Genomic DNA, 17,058 nt, shown 5'->3' on the forward strand with positions numbered 1-17,058 from the left:
TCGCCACCCGATGCGGACGCAGTACTTCCACTACTGCGCCGGGGGGCGCTTTTTCGTCACTGCGCGGCCGGAATCATGCCAGTGGCCCTGGCGTGCTGCATAGAGGTCGGGCAGAGCCCTACGGCGCGCCGTGGGTCCTGTCGTTGAACACCTCGACCACGCACTTGGCCCGGGTCGCCCGCACGCCGTCCCCGATCCGGCCGTCACTCGTCACCAGCGGTACGTCGTAGCCCTCGGCGAGCGCGACGTACAGCGCGTCGTAGGCGGTGAGGTTCGCGTACAGCTCGCGTACGCGCGGCAGCAGGAACAGGTGCTCCGACCTGCGCATCGGGAGCTCGGCGAACGCCGTGCAGGCGTCGTCCAGCTCGCGGTCGGTCAGCTTGCCGCCGCGGTGTCGGCCCAGGAGCGCGGATGTCACCTCGACGTCCACCAGGTAGGGGGCGAGCAGACGCTCCCCTCTCACTCGCTCCCTCAGCGCCGTGCCGACCGGTCCCGCGTCGGACAGCAGCATGACCAGCGCACCGGCATCGACGACGATCACTCACGCCGCCTTCCCCGGTCGATCTCGTCGAGCACGTCCTCGGTGGCGAGCCGCGCCGTGACCCGGCCCTGGATCCGGTCGAGCACATCCTCCAGCGACGGCGTCGCGGCCTCCTGTTCCAGCAGGGTCCGCGCGTACGCCTGCAGGGACTGCCGATTACGGGCGGCCCTTATCTTCAGCTCGGTCAGCGCTTCCTCGGACAGGTCTCGCACGTAGAGAGTGGCCATGCGACCAGACTAGTCGCACCGCTAGCACTCTGCTAGCAGTTCCGCCTCAGGCCACCTTCCCCGCCAACGCCCTGAACTGCTCCCAGGTCAGCGTCGGTGTCGCCGGGTCCCAGACCTTCTGCGCGAGGGCCGCGAGGGGCAGGCGGATGCCGGCCGCCACCTGGGCCTGGGTCTGGGCGCGGGACAGGTCGCACCAGACCGCGAGGCGGCCGCCGAGGATCTGGGGGTCGTACCGCTCCGGCACGGGGGTGGAGCCGCGCAGGACGCGCGGGGTCCACTGCTCGTAGATGCGGCGGCCGGTGGGGTACGGGAAGCGGTTGGGCTCGCCCAGGATGTAGTAGAGGTAGTCGTCGTTGAGGTTGACCACCTTCCGGCCCGCGCTCAGGTACGAGACGGGCAGCCGCGCGCCGATCTCGCGGCCCGTCCAGTACTCGACCTCCAGGTCCTTGTCCGGGCCCACCACCCCGCCCGTGAAGAAGCCGTCGTTCCAGGCCTTGAGGGTCTTGCCGGTGGGCCGGACGACGGCCGCGCGGTCGTTGAGCCAGCCGGTGGCGAGGTCCTGGACGCGGCCGGAGGGCCCGTACTTCGCGACCGCGGCCCGCGCCAGCTTCGGGTAGCTCGCCTCGGGGTTCCTGGACATCAGCGCGACGTACTCGTCGCCGCCGAGGTGCCAGTACGCCCCGGGGAACAGCCGGGTGTACTCGCGCAGCAGCTCGTCGACGATCTTCGCCGCGTCCGGGTTCGAGATGTCGACGGTCCCGCGCGGGGTCCGGCCGCTCGCGCTCACCAGCTGGAGGTCCGGGTGCGCGGCGATGACGGCGCCGAGGTGTCCCGGGGAGTCGATCTCGGGGATCACCGTGACGTGGCGGCTCGCCGCGAGGGCGAGGATCCGGCGGACCTCCGCCTTGGTGAGGTGCGCCCGCGACACCACCTCGGGGTGGCTCTCGGACTCGATCCGGAAGCCCTGGTCGTCGGAGAAGTGCAGCCCGAGCTGGTTGAGCTTCAGGTCGCCCATCTCGCGGATGCGGTCCTCCAGCCACGCGGCGGTGAAGTACTTGCGGGCGATGTCGACCATCAGTCCGCGCTGCGGCTTCGCGGGCCGGTCGGTGACGGTCCCCTCGGGCATCGCGCCGGTGGCCTTCACCGACTGCTTGAGGGTGCGGGTGCCGTAGAAGACGCCGGCCTCGTCGGGTCCCGCGATCCGGACGCGGCCGCCCGTGACCGTCAGGGTGTACGACTCGGGGGCGCCCGTCCCGCCCAGGGCCAGTTCGACGTCCCCGGGTCCGGCCGCGGCGGCGCCTCGGTACGGGATGCCGAGCTCCCCGGCGAGCAGCCGCCCCTCGTCGGCGAGGCCCTCGCTGTTCGCGGCGAGGACGACCCCGCCGGTGGGCGCGGGCTTCCAGCCGGGGCCGCGGGCGGCCTCGTGGGCGCGGACGGAGGGGACGGTGCGCGGCGCGGAGGAGAGGGGGTAGCTCTTCGTGGGTGTCGGGGTCGGCGTCGGGCTGGGCGGCGGGATCCTCGTGGGCGTGGCGCTCGCGGACGTGCCGGAGGGGGACGACGGACCTGACGGAGAACCGTTCGAGCAGGCCGCCACGGTGGCCAGTGCCACCGCGGTCGCCAGGGCGTACCGCGTGGAGTGCCGGAGGGAACACCGGAGGGAGTACCGCATCATTCGGAATCCTCCCGTACGGATGATCGTCCGGCCAATCGGGGGACCTCGGGGACCTCCGTGGAGGCCGGAACCCGATCGTCCATCACTTGTTCCGAAACTCTCCCTTCCGGGTGAAATTCGTGCATCCGTCGGACACTTCCCTCATCCCGTCGATAACGTTGAGTCACGCCCACCCCACCCGTCCCGGAGTACCGGAGCCCACGCTGAGCAGCGACACCCACGCCCCCTGCCGGAACCCGGGCTCCACGGACACCCCCGCCATACCTGCCCAGCAGGGCGCCGCCCGGCACCTCTCCGGGCTCGTCCGCTTCAACGCCGCGCCGCCCGGGGCCGCCGAGGCGCTCCTCCTGGAGTGCTGCGCCAGCGGCCGCTGGGCCGAACGGGTGAGCGCGCACCGCCCGTACCCGACGCTCGACGCGCTGCTCGCCGCCGCCGACGAGGCCTCCTACGACCTGTCGCGGGCCGAGCTGGACGAGGCGCTCGCCGCCGAGTCCGCCGCCGCCCCGCACCCCGACGCCCCGCCGGCGGCCCTCACCGCCCTGCGCGCCGCGCACGCCGCGTACGAGAGCCGCTTCGGGCACGCCTTCGTGATCAGCCTGGACGGGGTCCGGCAGGACGAGCGCCTCGACCGGTTACTGGCCGGTATCCGGTCACGTCTCGGCAACGAACCGGAGGAGGAACGGGTCGTGGCCGCCGACGAACTCCGCCGCCTCGCCCGCGCCCGGCTCGCCTTCGGCCTCACCACGGCGTAAATTCGTCCGGAATACGGCGTTTTGCTCCCATGCGATAGCCCGTCCGTGCCTGTTTGATCACACTGACGGACCCCGCGCGAGCGAACCGACGAGTCGTCGCTACGATGACCGGGGCCGGTGGACCGTACCCGGCCGGGCCAGACCGACAGAGAAGCCGGCCGGCCCCGATCCCCGCTCCCGGAGGGTTTTTCCGTGCCGGCTGGAACGCTGTACCGCGGCCGGGAAGGAATGTGGTCCTGGGTGGCTCATCGAGTCACCGGCGTCCTCATCTTCTTCTTCCTGTTCGTACACGTGCTGGACACCGCTCTCGTCCGCGTCTCCCCCGAGGCGTACGACGAGGTCGTCGCGACCTACAAGACGCCGATCGTCGCTCTTCTGGAGTACGGCCTGGTCGCCGCCATCCTCTTCCACGCGCTGAACGGCCTCCGGGTCATCGCCGTGGACTTCTGGTCCAAGGGCCCGCGCTACCAGAAGCAGATGCTCTGGACCGTCGTGGGCATCTGGGTCGTGCTGATGGCGGGCTCCCTGTACCCCGTCCTCGGCCACGCCGCACGTGAACTGTTCGGGAGCTGACGCCACTCATGTCTGCTGACACCTCCACCGCGATCGGCCCCGTCGAGGGCGGCGCGCACTACGACGTGGACAACCCCGCGCCGTACATCGAGGCCCCCCGCAAGCGCACGGGCAAGACCCCGCGCGCGACCCGCGGCAACTTCGAGATGGCCGCGTGGCTCTTCATGCGCCTCTCGGGCGTGGTCCTCGTCGTCCTGGTCCTCGGCCACCTGCTGATCCAGCTCTTCCTGGACGGCGGCGTCACCAAGGTCGGCTTCGCCTTCGTGGCCGGCCGCTGGGCGTCCCCGTTCTGGCAGGTCTGGGACCTGCTGATGCTCTGGCTCGCCATGCTGCACGGCGCCAACGGCCTCCGTACGGTCATCAACGACTACGCGGAGCGGGCCAACACGCGCCTGTGGCTCAAGGGCCTGCTGTACACCGCCACGGTGTTCACCATCCTTCTGGGCACGCTGGTGATCTTCACCTTCGACCCGAACATCCGCTAGGCACGGGGCTGAGGTAATCCACGTCATGAAGATCCACAAGTACGACACCGTCATCGTCGGCGCCGGCGGCGCCGGCATGCGCGCCGCCATCGAGGCGACGAAGCGCAGCCGCACCGCCGTGCTGACGAAGCTGTACCCGACCCGCTCCCACACGGGCGCCGCGCAGGGCGGCATGGCCGCCGCGCTGGCGAACGTGGAGGAGGACAACTGGGAGTGGCACACCTTCGACACGGTCAAGGGCGGTGACTACCTGGTCGACCAGGACGCCGCCGAGATCCTGGCGAAGGAGGCCATCGACGCCGTCCTCGACCTGGAGAAGATGGGCCTGCCGTTCAACCGGACGCCCAACGGGACGATCGACCAGCGCCGCTTCGGCGGTCACTCCCGCAACCACGGCGAGGCCCCGGTCCGCCGGTCCTGCTACGCCGCGGACCGCACCGGCCACATGATCCTCCAGACGCTGTACCAGAACTGCGTCAAGGAGGGCGTGGAGTTCTTCAACGAGTTCTACGTCCTGGACCAGCTGATCACCGAGGTCGACGGTGTGAAGCACTCCGCGGGCGTCGTGGCGTACGAGCTGGCCACCGGCGAGATCCACATCTTCCAGGCCAAGGCCGTCATCTACGCCTCCGGCGGCACCGGCAAGTTCTTCAAGGTGACCTCCAACGCCCACACCCTGACCGGTGACGGCCAGGCCGCCTGCTACCGCCGCGGTCTGCCCCTGGAGGACATGGAGTTCTTCCAGTTCCACCCGACGGGCATCTGGCGCATGGGCATCCTGCTGACGGAGGGCGCCCGCGGTGAGGGCGGCATCCTCCGCAACAAGGACGGCGAGCGCTTCATGGAGAAGTACGCGCCGGTCATGAAGGACCTCGCGTCCCGTGACGTCGTCTCCCGCTCCATCTACACGGAGATCCGCGAGGGCCGCGGCTGCGGTCCCGAGGGCGACCACGTCTACCTGGACCTGACGCACCTCCCGCCGGAGCAGCTCGACGCCAAGCTCCCGGACATCACCGAGTTCGCCCGTACGTACCTCGGCATCGAGCCGTACACGGACCCGATCCCGATCCAGCCCACCGCGCACTACGCCATGGGCGGCATCCCGACCAACGTCGAGGGTGAGGTCCTCTCGGACAACACCACCGTCGTCCCGGGCCTGTACGCGGCCGGCGAGGTCGCCTGTGTCTCCGTGCACGGCGCCAACCGTCTCGGCACCAACTCGCTCCTCGACATCAACGTCTTCGGCAAGCGCTCCGGCATCGCCGCCGCCGAGTACTCCGCGAAGAACGACTTCGTCGAGCTGCCCGAGGCGCCCGAGGCCTTCGTCGTCGCGCAGATCGAGAAGCTGCGCAACTCCACGGGCAGCGAGCGGGTCGCCGACCTGCGCCGCGAGCTCCAGGAGACGATGGACGCCAACGTGATGGTGTTCCGCACGGAGCAGACCATCAAGACGGCCGTCGAGAAGATCGCCGAGCTGCGCGAGCGCTACGAGAACGTGTCCATCCAGGACAAGGGCAAGCGTTTCAACACCGACCTCCTGGAGGCCATCGAGCTGGGCAACCTGCTCGAACTGGCCGAGGTCATGGCCGTCTCGGCCCTGGCGCGCAAGGAGTCCCGCGGCGGTCACTACCGCGAGGACTACCCGAACCGCGACGACGTCAACTTCATGCGCCACACCATGGCGTACCGCGAGGTCGGCGAGGACGGCTCCGAGACCGTCCGTCTCGACTACAAGCCGGTCGTCCAGACCCGCTACCAGCCGATGGAGCGTAAGTACTGATGGCTACCCCCGTACTGGACAAGGTCGAGGCGGAGTCCGCCGCCTCCCCGTACATCACGGTCACGATGCGGATCCGCCGCTTCAACCCCGAGGTGTCGGACGCGTCGGTCTGGGAGGACTTCCAGATCGAGATCGACCCGAAGGAGCGTGTCCTCGACGCCCTTCACAAGATCAAGTGGGACGTCGACGGCACGCTGACCTTCCGTCGCTCCTGCGCGCACGGCATCTGCGGCTCCGACGCGATGCGGATCAACGGCAAGAACAGGCTCGCCTGCAAGACGCTGATCAAGGACATCAACCCGGAGAAGCCGATCACGGTCGAGGCCATCAAGGGCCTCACGGTCCTCAAGGACCTCGTGGTCGACATGGAGCCGTTCTTCCAGGCGTACCGGGACGTCATGCCGTTCCTGGTCACCAAGGGCAACGAGCCGACGCGTGAGCGCCTGCAGTCCGCCGAGGACCGCGAGCGCTTCGACGACACCACCAAGTGCATCCTGTGCGCCGCGTGCACCTCGTCCTGCCCGGTCTTCTGGAACGACGGCCAGTACTTCGGTCCGGCCGCGATCGTCAACGCGCACCGCTTCATCTTCGACTCGCGCGACGAGGCGGGCGAGCAGCGCCTGGAGATCCTGAACGACAAGGACGGCGTGTGGCGCTGCCGCACGACCTTCAACTGCACCGACGCGTGCCCGCGTGGCATCGAGGTCACGAAGGCCATCCAGGAAGTGAAGCGCGCGCTCATCACGCGTCGCTTCTGACACTCCGCACGGCCGGAGAGCCCGCTTCTGTACGCTTCTGCGTGCGGGAGCGGGCTTTTCCCATGTACAGAGAGACGGGGACCGATGAGCGAGCCGAACCCTTACGCGGACGGTGAGTACAAGTGGGGTCCGGGGCAGCAGGGCGGGGCGCCGGGGGCGCCCGGGTACGGGTACCCGCAGCCGCCGCAGTACGCGGCGGCGTTCGGTGCGGTGCCGGTGCTGACCCTCGGCGACATCAGCGTGGTCGGTGACCAGATCCTGACGCCGGCCGGTCCGATGCCCCTGAAGGGCGCGGTGTGGAACGCGATGGACATGTCGCGGGTCGAGGAGGTCATCCCGACCGTGGCGATCGTCCTCGCGGTCGTCTTCGCCCTCTTCTGCCTGCTCGGCCTGCTGTTCCTGCTGATGAAGGAGAAGCGGACCACCGGCTATGTCCAGGTCACGGTGAGCAGCGGTGGCCGGCACCATTCCACGTTCGTCCCGGCCACCACGCCCGACACCTTCTTCTGGGTGATGGGGCAGCTCAACTACGCCCGGACGCTCAGCGCCTGAGCCTCAGCATCCGAGCTGGCTGAGGATCGTCGGGTCGGTGACGGCCGTGTCGTCGGCGAGGAGCATCGCCTTGCTGAGGATGATCGCGAGCATTCCGTCGCCCTCGTACGGGAGCGGGCCGGCCGCGTCCGCCGCCGTGGAGGCCCGCTTCGGGACGATGCACAGGTACCGGTCGTAGGGCGCGATCAGCACGTTCCCCGAGCCGAGGTGGATGCGGTACGTGTGGAGGTCGCCCCGCACCTCGAGGAACCGGCCGTCGACCGCGCAGCGTTCGGCGATGGCGAGCCGGGGCACCAGGCGGGCGAGCAGCTCGCGGCGGGTCTCGGCGCTGCGCGAGAGCTCGCCGAAGCCGTACCGCTGCCAGTAGTCGCGGTGCCGGCCGCCCGGGCCGCCGTCCTGCCACGTCGGGTCGTTGCCGACGCTGGCGACGCCGACGAACAGGTCGACGTCCCGCAGGACTTCGGAGAGCACCTGCTCGGGGATCTCGCGCAGGGGTACCGGCTGGGAGCGGACGGTGTACGCGCCGCCGCCCGCGTGCGCCCAGTTCTGCCCGGCGTCGATCCGGTGGAAGCGGACCTGGTCGGTGGTGACCTGGGCGTAGGCGTAGGAGCTGGTCAGGTCGCCCTCCTGGTCGCCGCCGACGCCCTCGACCCAGTACTCGGCGCGCAGTCCCCACTCGGGGAGTTCGCGGTACAGCGGCGGGTACGAGTCGTCCACGGCCATCCGCAGCCTCGCCGTCCAGCCTCGCTGTGCGGCGAGGGCGTTGAGCTGGTGCTGGCGCAGGACGTGCCCGGCGAAGCGGTTGGAGTACTTGGCGGTGGTCCGCTCGGCGTCGGTGAGCGGGTACACCTCGCGGTGGGCCTGCTTGAACGGCTGGGTGACGCCGAGCCGTTCGAGCCGCTCGCGGACGGCCCGGATCTCGGCGGCGGGGCGGCCGACGGGGTGCCAGAGGGTGACGGTCGCGGTGGGCGAGACGCACACCGGGTCGCCTTCGAGGGTGCGCAGGTCGGTGCCGTCGAAGAGGAGCGGGGTCTCGCCGTCGAGGGCCCAGACCAGTCGGCGGGCGAGCGTGCCGACCAGGGGGTGGTCGAGGATCCGCTCGCGCCAGGTCCGGAAGTTCCAGCTGCGGCGGGCGAGGAACTGGCGGTCCAGGCGGTCGCTCTGCGCGCCGAGCATCTTCTCGATGTCCTTGGCGGACGCCTTGAGTTCCTTGAGGGCCTCGGCGTGGTCGCGGCGGACGGCGGCGGGGACGGTCGCGATCTGCTTGCCCTTGGCGTTGGTCCAGGTGAGCTTCGCCTTGGCGCCGTGCACCTCCAGGAGCCCGTGGGCGTCGCCGAGGCGGATCTCGCGGCGGCCGACCTCGGCGAGCCCGTACGCGGGGACGGCCAGCTCCTCGATCTCCTCTCGGCCGACGCCGAGGGCGGCCGCCCTGGCGTCGAGGGCCGTGGTGAGCTGCTTGAGGGTGCCCTTGTAGGTGACCTTGGCGGAGAGCCGGGCGAGTTCGCCGAGGGCGGCCTCGTGGTCGGTGCGGGCGAGGGCGAGCACGGCCGCGTTGGCGACCTTGGGGCTGTGCGGACCGATGCCGGGGACCTTGCGCAGGGAGGTCTCGACGAGCCGGCCGAGGGCCCGTACGGCGGCCGGGTCGGGCGGCAGCAGGGACACCAGCCAGGCGAGGCCCTTGAGCGCGTCGGCGTTGTACGGGTCGTAGGTCTTGTTGTGGTCGGCCCAGCCCTCGTGCACGTACAGCTCGATGGTGCGCGGCGCGCCGACGAGTCCGAGCCAGCGGACGGCCGCCTCGCGCAGGGCCTCGGGGCTCTCGGCCGCGGCGGCGAGCGCGCGGGCCTCCTTGTCCCAGGCGACGGTGGGTCGGGCGCCGGTGGCCGTGAGCAGGTGCGCGAGGAGTCCGGGCGGCGCCTCGGCCATGGCCTGTTCGGCCCAGGGCTCGCCGGGGTTGAGGACGGGGTCGTCGACGCGGCCGAGGATCCTGCCGAGCGTCCTGTCCGCGAGGTACGCGGTCTTCTGGCAGCGGCGCAGCAGGGCCACGAAGCCGCCGGGCAGGGGGCGGCCGGCGTCGAGCTCGCCGCGGGCGAGGGTGACCAGTTCGTGGTCGGCGTAGTACTCGTACGCGGAACTCAGCTCGTCCATGCGCCGGAGTGCCTCGACAGGATCGGGCCGGCCCGGCAGCGCATCGGCGACCAGGTGGAGCAACGTCCCGACGGCCCCCTTGAAGTCCTGGGACGCGCCGGCCCGGTGGCGCTCCGTCCATATCTCGCCCAGTCGCCGCCGCACGTCGTGCGGCAGCTGCCGCACCTCGGCGAAGCACGGGCCGAAGTCGTCGGGCCAGCCGAAGTCCGACGTCTGCTGCAGCAGTTCCTCGGCGAGTCCGGTCGTCTCTCCGCGGGCGATGAGCGCCCGCACCCTTTCCAGTCCCTGGGAAGCCTGGCTCATCGTCAGCCCCCCACCAGCGGGACGAGCCTGAGGAACGTGACCTCGACGCCCGGGCCCAACTCGACCTCGTCGTCGAGCTCCTCGACCTGGCGGTCCCCCACGAGGACCAGGAAGCCGTTCCGTCCGAAGGCCTCGACCGCGCGGGCGAACTCCCGCTCGGCCGTCTCCGGGGTGGTCTCCCGCTCGACCCGGCGGCGGATCAGCTCGCGCAGCGCGAGGCGTTCTTCGGCGACGGAGAGGCCTCCGGCCTCGGTCCGCGCTCCTGACGTCGTCTCGTCGACGAAGGTCACCATTGCCATGCGGAGCAGCGTAGGAGAGGCCTCTGACAACGGGCCGTCGCGGGGGCGTCAGGCGTGCCAGTGCTGGGAGACGCCCTCCTCGGCGAGGAGCATGACGCGCCGGAGCATGTCGTTGAGCTGCGTCAGTTCGTCCTTGTCGAGGATGCCGAGCAGCCGCTCCTCCTCGTGTCCGAGGACGTCCATCGCGCCGCGCCAGGTCTCGCGGCCGGAGGCGGTGAGTTCGACGACGACCCGGCGCCGGTCGGTCGTGGACGGGGTGCGGCGGACGAAGCCGCGCTTCTCCAGGGCGTCGAGGCGGCCGGAGACGGAGGCGGGGGCCAGGTCGAGGTCCTGGGCGAGCTCGGAGGGGGCAGCGCTGCCGCCGCGGCCCGCGAGTTTGTGGAGGGTGTCGAACTCGTGGCGTTCCAGGTCGAAGTCGACGAGGGACTGCTCCCTGACCCGGCGCAGATGGACCGAGAGCTTCTTCATCCGGGTGACGGCGCCCTCGACGACCGGGTCGAGGCGGGGCAGGACGGGCTGCCACCGGGCGACGTGCTCGTCGGTCCAGTCGCGCGGTTCCTGCTGCTCCTCGGGGTGCCCCATGGGGAGATCGTACGTCGGGGTGCCGTTCTTCTCATCAGAAGTATTTCGTTGACGAATTATTCGGAACCGAAATACTCTGCGTCCCATGCCCACCGCCCCCGCGCGCCCCGCCGCGCCCCCGGCCGTCCTCCACCCCCTCCGCACCCGCTCCTTCCGCCTCCTCTTCACCGGCCGCGCCCTCTCCCTCCTCGGCGACGCCGCCATCCCCGCCGCCCTCGCCCTGGCCGTCCTGGAGGCCACCGGCTCCACCTCGGCGCTCGCCCTGGTCCTGGGCTGCGCGATGGTCCCCAAGCTGCTCCTGCTGCCCGTGGGCGGCGTCGTCGGCGACCGCTTCGACGCCCGTACGGTGGCGCTCACCACGGACCTCATACGCTGCGCCACCCAGCTCCTCGTCGGCGTCCAGCTGCTCGGCGGCGCCCCCAGCCTCGCCGTCCTCGCCGTCGCCGAGGCCCTCGGCGGCGCGGCCGGCGCCTTCGCCATGCCGACCGGCTCGCCCCTGATCAAGGGCACGGTGGAGCCGGAGGCGCTGCACCGGGCCAACGCGGCGATGAGCGTCGCCCAGAGCGGCAGCCGTCTCGCCGGCCCCGCGCTCGCCGGCACCCTCGTCCTGACCGTGGGCCCCGGCTGGGCGTTCGTCCTGGACGCGGCCACCTTCGCCGTCAGCGCCCTGCTCCTGACGGCCGTACGGGTGAAGCGGGTCCCGATCCCGCGCCGTTCGCTCCGCGCCGACCTCACCGAGGGCTGGCAGGAGGTCCGCTCCCGGGACTGGTACTGGACCAGCCTCGTCGGCCACAGCGCCTGGAACGGCGCCGCCGCCGTCCTGACGACCCTGGGGCCCGCGATCGCCGTGGACCGGCTCGGCGGCGGCACCACCTGGGTCGTCCTCCTCCAGGTCGGCGCCGTCGGCTTCCTCCTCGGGGCACTGCTCGCCGACCGGGTCAGCCCCCGGCGGCCGGTCCTGACCGCGAACCTCGGCCTCGCCACGTACGCACTGCCGCTGGTCCTGCTCGCGTTCGCCGCGCCCGCGTGGCTGACGATCGCGGCGTACGGGCTCGCGCAGGCGGGCCTCGGCTTCCTGTCCCCCGTGTGGCAGACCGCCGTCCAGCGCGCGGTGCCCGAGCACGCGCTCGCCCGGGTCACCTCGTACGACTGGCTGCTCTCGCTCGCCGCGATGCCCCTCGGGTACGCCCTGGCACCGATCGCCGCCTCGACGTGGGGGCCCCGAGTTCCGCTGCTCGTCGCGGCGGTGGTGGTGGGCGGGTGCTGCGCGGGGACGGCGCTCGTGCCGGGGGTGAGGCGGTTCAGGTAGGGCTGTCAGTGGGGTCCTCTACCGTCGGGAGCATGGTGGGGATCACGGGCAGGGAACTGAACGAGGCGCTCGCGGAAGGCCCGGAGGTGGTGCGCGGGTTGATCGGCCCCCTGGGGGCGGAGGGGCGCCGGGAGTGGGCGCTCGCGCTGCACCTGCGGGCCTGCGGCGGAAGGCCGGAGCAGACGTCGGAACTCCTCGACGACCTGTCCCGGCAGGAGTTGGGCTGGAGCACCGAGGAGTCCGACCGGCTCCTGGCGCGGCTCGCCGGGCAGGACGCGGCGGTCTCCCCGTACGAGCTGCGGGGCTCCTTCCTGACCCTGGTGCCGCTCGCCCTCGCGGCGGCCGAGCAGGCCCCGGAGTTCGACCGGGCCCGGGTCCGGGCACTGCGCCGGACGGCCGAGTCGCTGCGCGCGTACCGGAGCGGCGAGTTCGCCGGGTTCTCCGCGATACGGGACCGGGTGGACGCCCTGCTGCGCCGGGAGGCCCCGGTCGCGCCCGGCGGACTCCCCCGCCACCTCCTCGACGGCCTCGACGAGTACGGCCCCGCCATGCGCGCCGCGCACGGGGAGCTGCTCGCGGGGGCGGGCGCGGCGGCCTTCCTCGGGCACTGCGCCCTCCTGGACAGGCCCAGGGCGACGCGGGCGTGGCGCCGGCGGGCGGCGGCCCTGCTCGCGGCGACCGACCGGGGGACGGACCTCGTACGCCTCCTCCTCGAAGGGATCGCCGCACAGGCCGAGCACCGGGTCGACGACCTCGGCGAGTACGCCATGAACCTCTGGGGCCTCGTGGGCGACCCCAACACCTGCCTGGTGCGGGGCCTGTTGTGGGCGGCGCTCGACGTCGACGCCGACTGGGCCGTGCCGCTCGTCGGGGCCGTCGCGCTGAACGCGGGGACGGGGCTCGGGGGTTCCGGCGGTTTCTGCCGCAGCCAGCCCCTGGCCACGACGGCCGTCGCCGTGCTCGGCGCTTGCGAGGGGGCGCGGGCCGGGGAGGCCGCGCAGTGGCTCGGGCGGCTGCCGAGGAAGGTCAAGAACCGCACCGTGAACAAGGGGATCGCGAAGGCCCTGGAGGCGGTCGCCGCCCGCGCCGGGCTGACCCCGTCGATGCTCAGGGAGCGCGGGATCGCGACGCTCGGTCTGGACGGGCGCGGGATCCGGGAGGTGCCGCTCGGGGCGTACACGGCGGAGCTGGCGGTACGGGAGCCGGGCACGGCCGCGCTGTCGTTCAGGGGCCCGGAGGGGAGGCTCCTGAAGGCGGCGCCGAAGGAGGTCCGCGAGGCGCGCGCGGAGGAGTTGAAGGAGGTCAGGGCCGGGCTCAGGGAGCTCAAGGCGCTGGTCGCCGCCGAGCGGTCGCGCCTTGAGGAGCACCTCGCGGCGGGGACGGTCTGGCCGGCGGAGGACTGGCAGCGTTACTACGCCGACCACCCGGTGACCGGGGCGGTCGCCCGGGCGCTGCTGTGGGAGGTCACGGAGGACGGCACGGAGGACGACGGGGAGCGGTGGACGGCGGGGCTCCCGGAGCGCACCGGCGGCGGCTGGGCCCTGGCCGGTGCGGACGGGACGGCGCGGCCGGTCGGTCCGGGCGCGCGGCTGCGGCTGTGGCATCCGCTGCGGGCCGGTGGCGAGGAGGTCGCCGAGTGGCGGGAGGCGATGGCGGAGCGGGAGGAGCGCCAGCCGTTCAGGCAGGTCTTCCGCGAGGTGTACCCGCTGACTCCGGCGGAGCTCGCGACCGGCTCGTACTCCAACCGCTTCGCGGGGCACGTCCTGCGGTACGGGCAGGCGCGGGCGCTGATGGCCGAGCGCGGCTGGACGGGGAACCACCTGGGGTACTTCTCGGACGGCTGGTCCTCGGAGCTGGTGAAGGAGCTGCCCGTGCCGGGCGAGCTGCCGGCCGGCGAGGGGGTGCGGTGGCGGGCCCGGTTCTTCGTGGAGCTGGTCGACGAGGGGGCGCGCGGGGACGGGGTGGCCCGGCTGTGCTCCACGGACCAGGTGCGGTTCGAGAGGAGAGCGGGGGCGGCGGGGCCGCGGGGCGCCTGGGAGGCCGTCGCGCTGGCCGACGTACCGGCCCTCGTGCTCTCGGAGGCGCTGCGGGACGTCGACCTGTTCGTGGGGGTGGCGTCGATCGGGGCGGACCCGCACTGGCGGGACCGCGGGGAGGACCGGGCGTACGACGGCTACTGGGAGAGCTGGTCGTTCGGCGCGCTGACGGAGTCGGCGGTGATCCGGCGCGAGACGCTGGCCCGGCTGCTGCCCCGGACGCGGATCGCGGACCGGGTGGAGCTGACGGACCGCTTCCTGCGGGTGCGGGGCGAGCTGCGCGCGTACCGGATCCATCTGGGCTCGGGGAACGTGCTGATGGAGCCGGACGACTCGTACCTGTGCGTCGTGACCGACCGCGCGCGGGACCGGGCGAAGGTGTTCCTGCCGTTCGAGGAGGACGGCGGGCCGCTCGCGGTGATCCTGTCGAAGGCGCTGCTGCTCGCCGCCGACGACCGGATCACCGACCCGACGATCACCGCGCAGATACGCCGGGGCTGAGCGCGGAGATCTGGGCCTCCGCCAGGAACTCGACGAGCAGGCGGGCGGTCTCGTCCGGGCGTTCCAGGGCGGGGAGGTGGCCGGCCCAGTCGAGGTCGATCCGGCGGGCGGCGGGCAGGAGGCCGCCGAGCTCGTCGGCGACGGCCCGGAAGTCGGCCAGGTCGTGGGCGCCGGAGGCGACGAGGGCGGGGGCCCGGATCCCGGCGAGGTCCTCGCGGGTGACCTCGGGGGCGACGGGGTGGTTCTCCTCGGGGGCGGCGAGCTGGAGGTCGAAGGCGCGCCGCTGCCCGTCCCGTACGAGGGCGCGGGCGGCCTCGCCCGCCTCCGGTCCGAGCCAGGTGTCGACGTTGAGCTCGACGGCCGCGTCGAGGTCGCCCGCTTCGAGGAGGGCGTCCTCGCGGGCGCCCCAGGCGCGCAGTTCCGCGCTGGGCGCCATGCCGGGGATGCCGGAGGCGAGCAGGGCGAGCGCGGAGACGCGTCCGGGGTGGAGGGCGGCGAGTTCGAGGGCGACGCGGCCGCCGAAGGAGGAGCCGACGACGGCGGCGCGCTCGGCTCCGAGGTGGTCGAGGAGTGCGCGGACGTCCTCGGCGTGGGTGTGCGGGGCGTCAAGGGGGCTGTCGCCGAAGCCGCGGAGGTCGCAGCGGACGACCCGGTGTCCCGCCGCGGCCAGCGCGGCGAACTGCCCGTCCCACATCCGGCGGTCGCAGACGCCGGAGTGCAGCAGGACGACGGTCGAGGGGCCGGTACCGGCCAGGTCATGAGAGAGCGTCACCCGCCCGACCCTAAGCGCGGACGCACGGCCGGGCCACCCCTTAAGGACACCGCACACCCAGGACTTGAACACGTTCAAGAGGAGGTCTACAGTCATGACCGCCAGCTTTTGAACGCGTTCAAGGGAGGGTGGGGCATGGACCTCACTGTCGTCGCGTACATCGCCTACCTGCTGATCAGCGTGGCCCTCACCATCTGGGTCGCCCGCACGCTCAGCCGCAACGGAAGGGTCTTCCTGTCCGACGTCCTGCACGGGAACGAGAAGCTCGCGGACGCCGTCAACCACCTCCTGGTGGTCGGCTTCTACCTCGTCAACTTCGGCTTCGTCGCCCTCTACCTGAGCCAGGACGCCGCCGTCCTCGACGCCCGGGCGCTCTTCGAGGCCCTCTCCGTCAAGCTCGGAGTGGTCCTCCTCGTCCTCGGAGTGATGCACCTCGGCAACGTCTACGTGCTCAACAAGATCCGCCGCCGCGGGGTCATGGAGCGCGAACAGGTCCCGCCGGTCGGCCCGCAGGGCTGGACCAAGACGCCCCAGGGCCCCTGGGCCCCGCCCGCGCCGCAGGCCTGACCACCGTGTCGACCCCGGCGCGCCCCACGACCCCCGTGGGACACCTGACCGTGCTGTACGACGCCGACTGCCCGCTCTGCGTGCACCTCAGGCACTGGCTGCTGCGCCAGCGGCAGCTCGTCCCGCTCGACCTCGTGCCCGCCGGCTCGCAGCAGGCACGGCGCCTCTTCCCGGACCTCGACCACGCCTCCACCCTGCGGGAGATCACCGTGGTCGGGGACCGGGGCCAGGTCTACCGCGAGACCTCCGCCTGGATCGTCTGCCTCTGGGCCCTGGCCGACCACCGGGCCAAGGCCCACTGGCTGGCCACCCCCGCGGGACAGCCCTTCGCCCGGATCACCGTCCTCGCGGCCGCCAAGTGGCGCGAGGCCCTCAAGGGTCCGGGGCTCGACGACCGGTCCTGCGAGGGCGGGCACTGCGAAGTGCCCGGTCCGCCCGGTTAGGCTCGACTCCGTGACGGAAGAGAAGACCGAAGAGAAGAAGGCCCCCAAGAGCGAGCAGACCCGCACGCTCATCCTCGAAACCGCGCTCCGGCTGTTCAAGGAGCGCGGTTACGACAAGACGACGATGCGGGCCATCGCCCAGGAGGCCGGGGTCTCCGTCGGCAACGCGTACTACTACTTCTCCTCCAAGGAACACCTGGTCCAGGGCTTCTACGACCGGATCGCCGAGGAGCACCAGGCGGCCGTCGAGCCCATCCTGACCGGCGACGAGAAGGACCTGACCGCCCGCATCCGGGGCGTCTACCTCGGCTGGCTCGACATCGCGGAGCCGTACCACGAGTTCGCGGCCCAGTTCTTCAAGAACGCCGCCGACCCGGACAGCCCGCTCAGCCCCTTCTCCCCCGAGTCGGAGGGCCCGCGCGAGGCCGCGATCGAGGTCCACCGACGGGTCATCTCCGGCGCCTCGGTCAAGGTCGACCCGGAACTGAAGGAAGCCCTCCCGCAGTTGCTGTGGCTCCAGCAGATGGGCCTCGTGCTGTTCTGGGTGTACGACCGCTCGGAGGGCGCGGCGAACAGCCGGCGCCTCGTCGAGCGCCTCGCGCCGGTCACCGCCCGCGCGATCTCGCTCTCCCGCTTCCGGATCCTGCGCCCGCTGGTCAAGGAGACCCACGAGCTGCTCTCCGACTTCATGCCGACGGCGGCCGGAATGGCGGCCTCGGGCAAGCCCAAGAAGAAGGCGAGCCCGAAGCCGTAGGGGAAGC

At 72.1% G+C, this 17,058-nt stretch carries 18 protein-coding genes; 11 read left to right on the forward strand and 7 right to left on the reverse strand.

The annotated features are described in order from the left end of the window. Positions 1-118: 118 nt before the first annotated feature. The 3 genes from ACH4TP_RS03275 to ACH4TP_RS03285 are packed head-to-tail and all read right to left on the reverse strand — an operon-like array spanning position 119 to position 2,440. Positions 119-541, reverse strand: a complete 423-nt coding sequence (locus tag ACH4TP_RS03275; protein WP_398435446.1) for a type II toxin-antitoxin system VapC family toxin — start codon at positions 539-541, stop codon at positions 119-121. Beyond that, positions 538-768 (reverse strand): FitA-like ribbon-helix-helix domain-containing protein, encoded by a 231-nt coding sequence (locus tag ACH4TP_RS03280; RefSeq protein WP_389220551.1) that lies wholly within the window; start codon positions 766-768, stop codon positions 538-540. The genes ACH4TP_RS03275 and ACH4TP_RS03280 overlap by 4 nt, the downstream gene beginning before the upstream one ends. Positions 769-814: 46 nt before the next feature. Beyond that, positions 815-2,440, reverse strand: coding sequence for a glycoside hydrolase family 20 protein (locus tag ACH4TP_RS03285; RefSeq protein WP_398187108.1), 1,626 nt, complete (start codon positions 2,438-2,440; stop codon positions 815-817). A gap of 158 nt (positions 2,441-2,598) precedes the next feature. Here ACH4TP_RS03285 and ACH4TP_RS03290 point away from each other — a divergent pair, with 158 nt between their 5' ends. The 6 genes from ACH4TP_RS03290 (at position 2,599) to ACH4TP_RS03315 (ending at position 7,340) form a co-directional block, all read left to right on the forward strand. After that, entirely contained in the window at positions 2,599-3,192 is a 594-nt protein-coding gene (locus tag ACH4TP_RS03290) for a 2-oxo-4-hydroxy-4-carboxy-5-ureidoimidazoline decarboxylase (RefSeq protein WP_398435447.1), read from the forward strand. 192 nt (positions 3,193-3,384) lie between these two features. Then, positions 3,385-3,765 carry a succinate dehydrogenase, cytochrome b556 subunit gene (sdhC, locus tag ACH4TP_RS03295; RefSeq protein ID WP_015035721.1) on the forward strand — a complete coding sequence of 127 codons (381 nt, stop codon included), beginning with the start codon at positions 3,385-3,387 and terminating at the stop codon, positions 3,763-3,765. A gap of 8 nt (positions 3,766-3,773) precedes the next feature. After that, a complete protein-coding gene (locus tag ACH4TP_RS03300; protein ID WP_086830972.1) occupies positions 3,774-4,250 on the forward strand; it encodes a succinate dehydrogenase hydrophobic membrane anchor subunit in 477 nt (158 codons plus the stop codon). A 25-nt stretch (positions 4,251-4,275) separates the two neighbouring features. Further along, positions 4,276-6,030 carry a succinate dehydrogenase flavoprotein subunit gene (sdhA, locus tag ACH4TP_RS03305; protein ID WP_389220560.1) on the forward strand — a complete coding sequence of 585 codons (1,755 nt, stop codon included), beginning with the start codon at positions 4,276-4,278 and terminating at the stop codon, positions 6,028-6,030. Then, positions 6,030-6,788, forward strand: a complete 759-nt coding sequence (locus ACH4TP_RS03310) for a succinate dehydrogenase iron-sulfur subunit (RefSeq protein WP_030318427.1) — start codon at positions 6,030-6,032, stop codon at positions 6,786-6,788. The genes sdhA and ACH4TP_RS03310 overlap by 1 nt, the downstream gene beginning before the upstream one ends. Before the next feature lie 84 nt (positions 6,789-6,872). After that, positions 6,873-7,340 (forward strand): hypothetical protein, encoded by a 468-nt coding sequence (locus tag ACH4TP_RS03315; RefSeq protein WP_398435451.1) that lies wholly within the window; start codon positions 6,873-6,875, stop codon positions 7,338-7,340. A 3-nt stretch (positions 7,341-7,343) separates the two neighbouring features. Here the strand turns inward: ACH4TP_RS03315 and ACH4TP_RS03320 are convergent, their stop codons facing one another. Genes ACH4TP_RS03320 through ACH4TP_RS03330 form a run of 3 tightly spaced genes read right to left on the reverse strand, consistent with a single transcriptional unit; the run spans position 7,344 to position 10,669 of the window. Continuing rightward, positions 7,344-9,788: a DUF4132 domain-containing protein gene (locus tag ACH4TP_RS03320; protein ID WP_398435453.1), complete on the reverse strand. Its 2,445-nt coding sequence runs from the start codon at positions 9,786-9,788 to the stop codon at positions 7,344-7,346. A gap of 2 nt (positions 9,789-9,790) precedes the next feature. Then, positions 9,791-10,087, reverse strand: a complete 297-nt coding sequence (locus ACH4TP_RS03325) for a hypothetical protein (RefSeq protein ID WP_398187125.1) — start codon at positions 10,085-10,087, stop codon at positions 9,791-9,793. Between the two features lie 48 nt (positions 10,088-10,135). Continuing rightward, positions 10,136-10,669 carry a MarR family winged helix-turn-helix transcriptional regulator gene (locus ACH4TP_RS03330; protein WP_389220572.1) on the reverse strand — a complete coding sequence of 178 codons (534 nt, stop codon included), beginning with the start codon at positions 10,667-10,669 and terminating at the stop codon, positions 10,136-10,138. Between the two features lie 85 nt (positions 10,670-10,754). Between ACH4TP_RS03330 and ACH4TP_RS03335 the strand changes: the two genes are divergently transcribed. Continuing rightward, positions 10,755-11,978 carry an MFS transporter gene (locus ACH4TP_RS03335; RefSeq protein ID WP_398187129.1) on the forward strand — a complete coding sequence of 408 codons (1,224 nt, stop codon included), beginning with the start codon at positions 10,755-10,757 and terminating at the stop codon, positions 11,976-11,978. A 32-nt stretch (positions 11,979-12,010) separates the two neighbouring features. Next, positions 12,011-14,515 carry a DUF4132 domain-containing protein gene (locus tag ACH4TP_RS03340; RefSeq protein WP_398435456.1) on the forward strand — a complete coding sequence of 835 codons (2,505 nt, stop codon included), beginning with the start codon at positions 12,011-12,013 and terminating at the stop codon, positions 14,513-14,515. Here the strand turns inward: ACH4TP_RS03340 and ACH4TP_RS03345 are convergent. After that, the gene (locus tag ACH4TP_RS03345) at positions 14,490-15,287 is read right to left on the reverse strand and encodes an alpha/beta fold hydrolase (RefSeq protein WP_398435457.1); all 798 of its coding nucleotides are present in this window, start codon (positions 15,285-15,287) and stop codon (positions 14,490-14,492) included. The genes ACH4TP_RS03340 and ACH4TP_RS03345 overlap by 26 nt on opposite strands. Positions 15,288-15,422: 135 nt before the next feature. On the opposite strand from ACH4TP_RS03345, the gene ACH4TP_RS03350 reads away from it, so the two are divergent. Genes ACH4TP_RS03350 through ACH4TP_RS03360 form a run of 3 tightly spaced genes read left to right on the forward strand, consistent with a single transcriptional unit; the run spans position 15,423 to position 17,051 of the window. After that, on the forward strand, positions 15,423-15,854 hold the full coding sequence (locus tag ACH4TP_RS03350; RefSeq protein ID WP_389220583.1) for a hypothetical protein: 432 nt from the start codon (positions 15,423-15,425) through the stop codon (positions 15,852-15,854). 35 nt (positions 15,855-15,889) lie between these two features. Beyond that, positions 15,890-16,297 carry a thiol-disulfide oxidoreductase DCC family protein gene (locus ACH4TP_RS03355; RefSeq protein ID WP_398435459.1) on the forward strand — a complete coding sequence of 136 codons (408 nt, stop codon included), beginning with the start codon at positions 15,890-15,892 and terminating at the stop codon, positions 16,295-16,297. A 10-nt stretch (positions 16,298-16,307) separates the two neighbouring features. Then, the gene (locus ACH4TP_RS03360; RefSeq protein ID WP_389220588.1) at positions 16,308-17,051 is read left to right on the forward strand and encodes a TetR/AcrR family transcriptional regulator; all 744 of its coding nucleotides are present in this window, start codon (positions 16,308-16,310) and stop codon (positions 17,049-17,051) included. The last annotated feature ends 7 nt before the right edge of the window (positions 17,052-17,058 follow it).

This window comes from Streptomyces sp. NPDC021012, from assembly GCF_044333355.1.
In the GTDB taxonomy this organism is placed as follows: domain Bacteria; phylum Actinomycetota; class Actinomycetes; order Streptomycetales; family Streptomycetaceae; genus Streptomyces.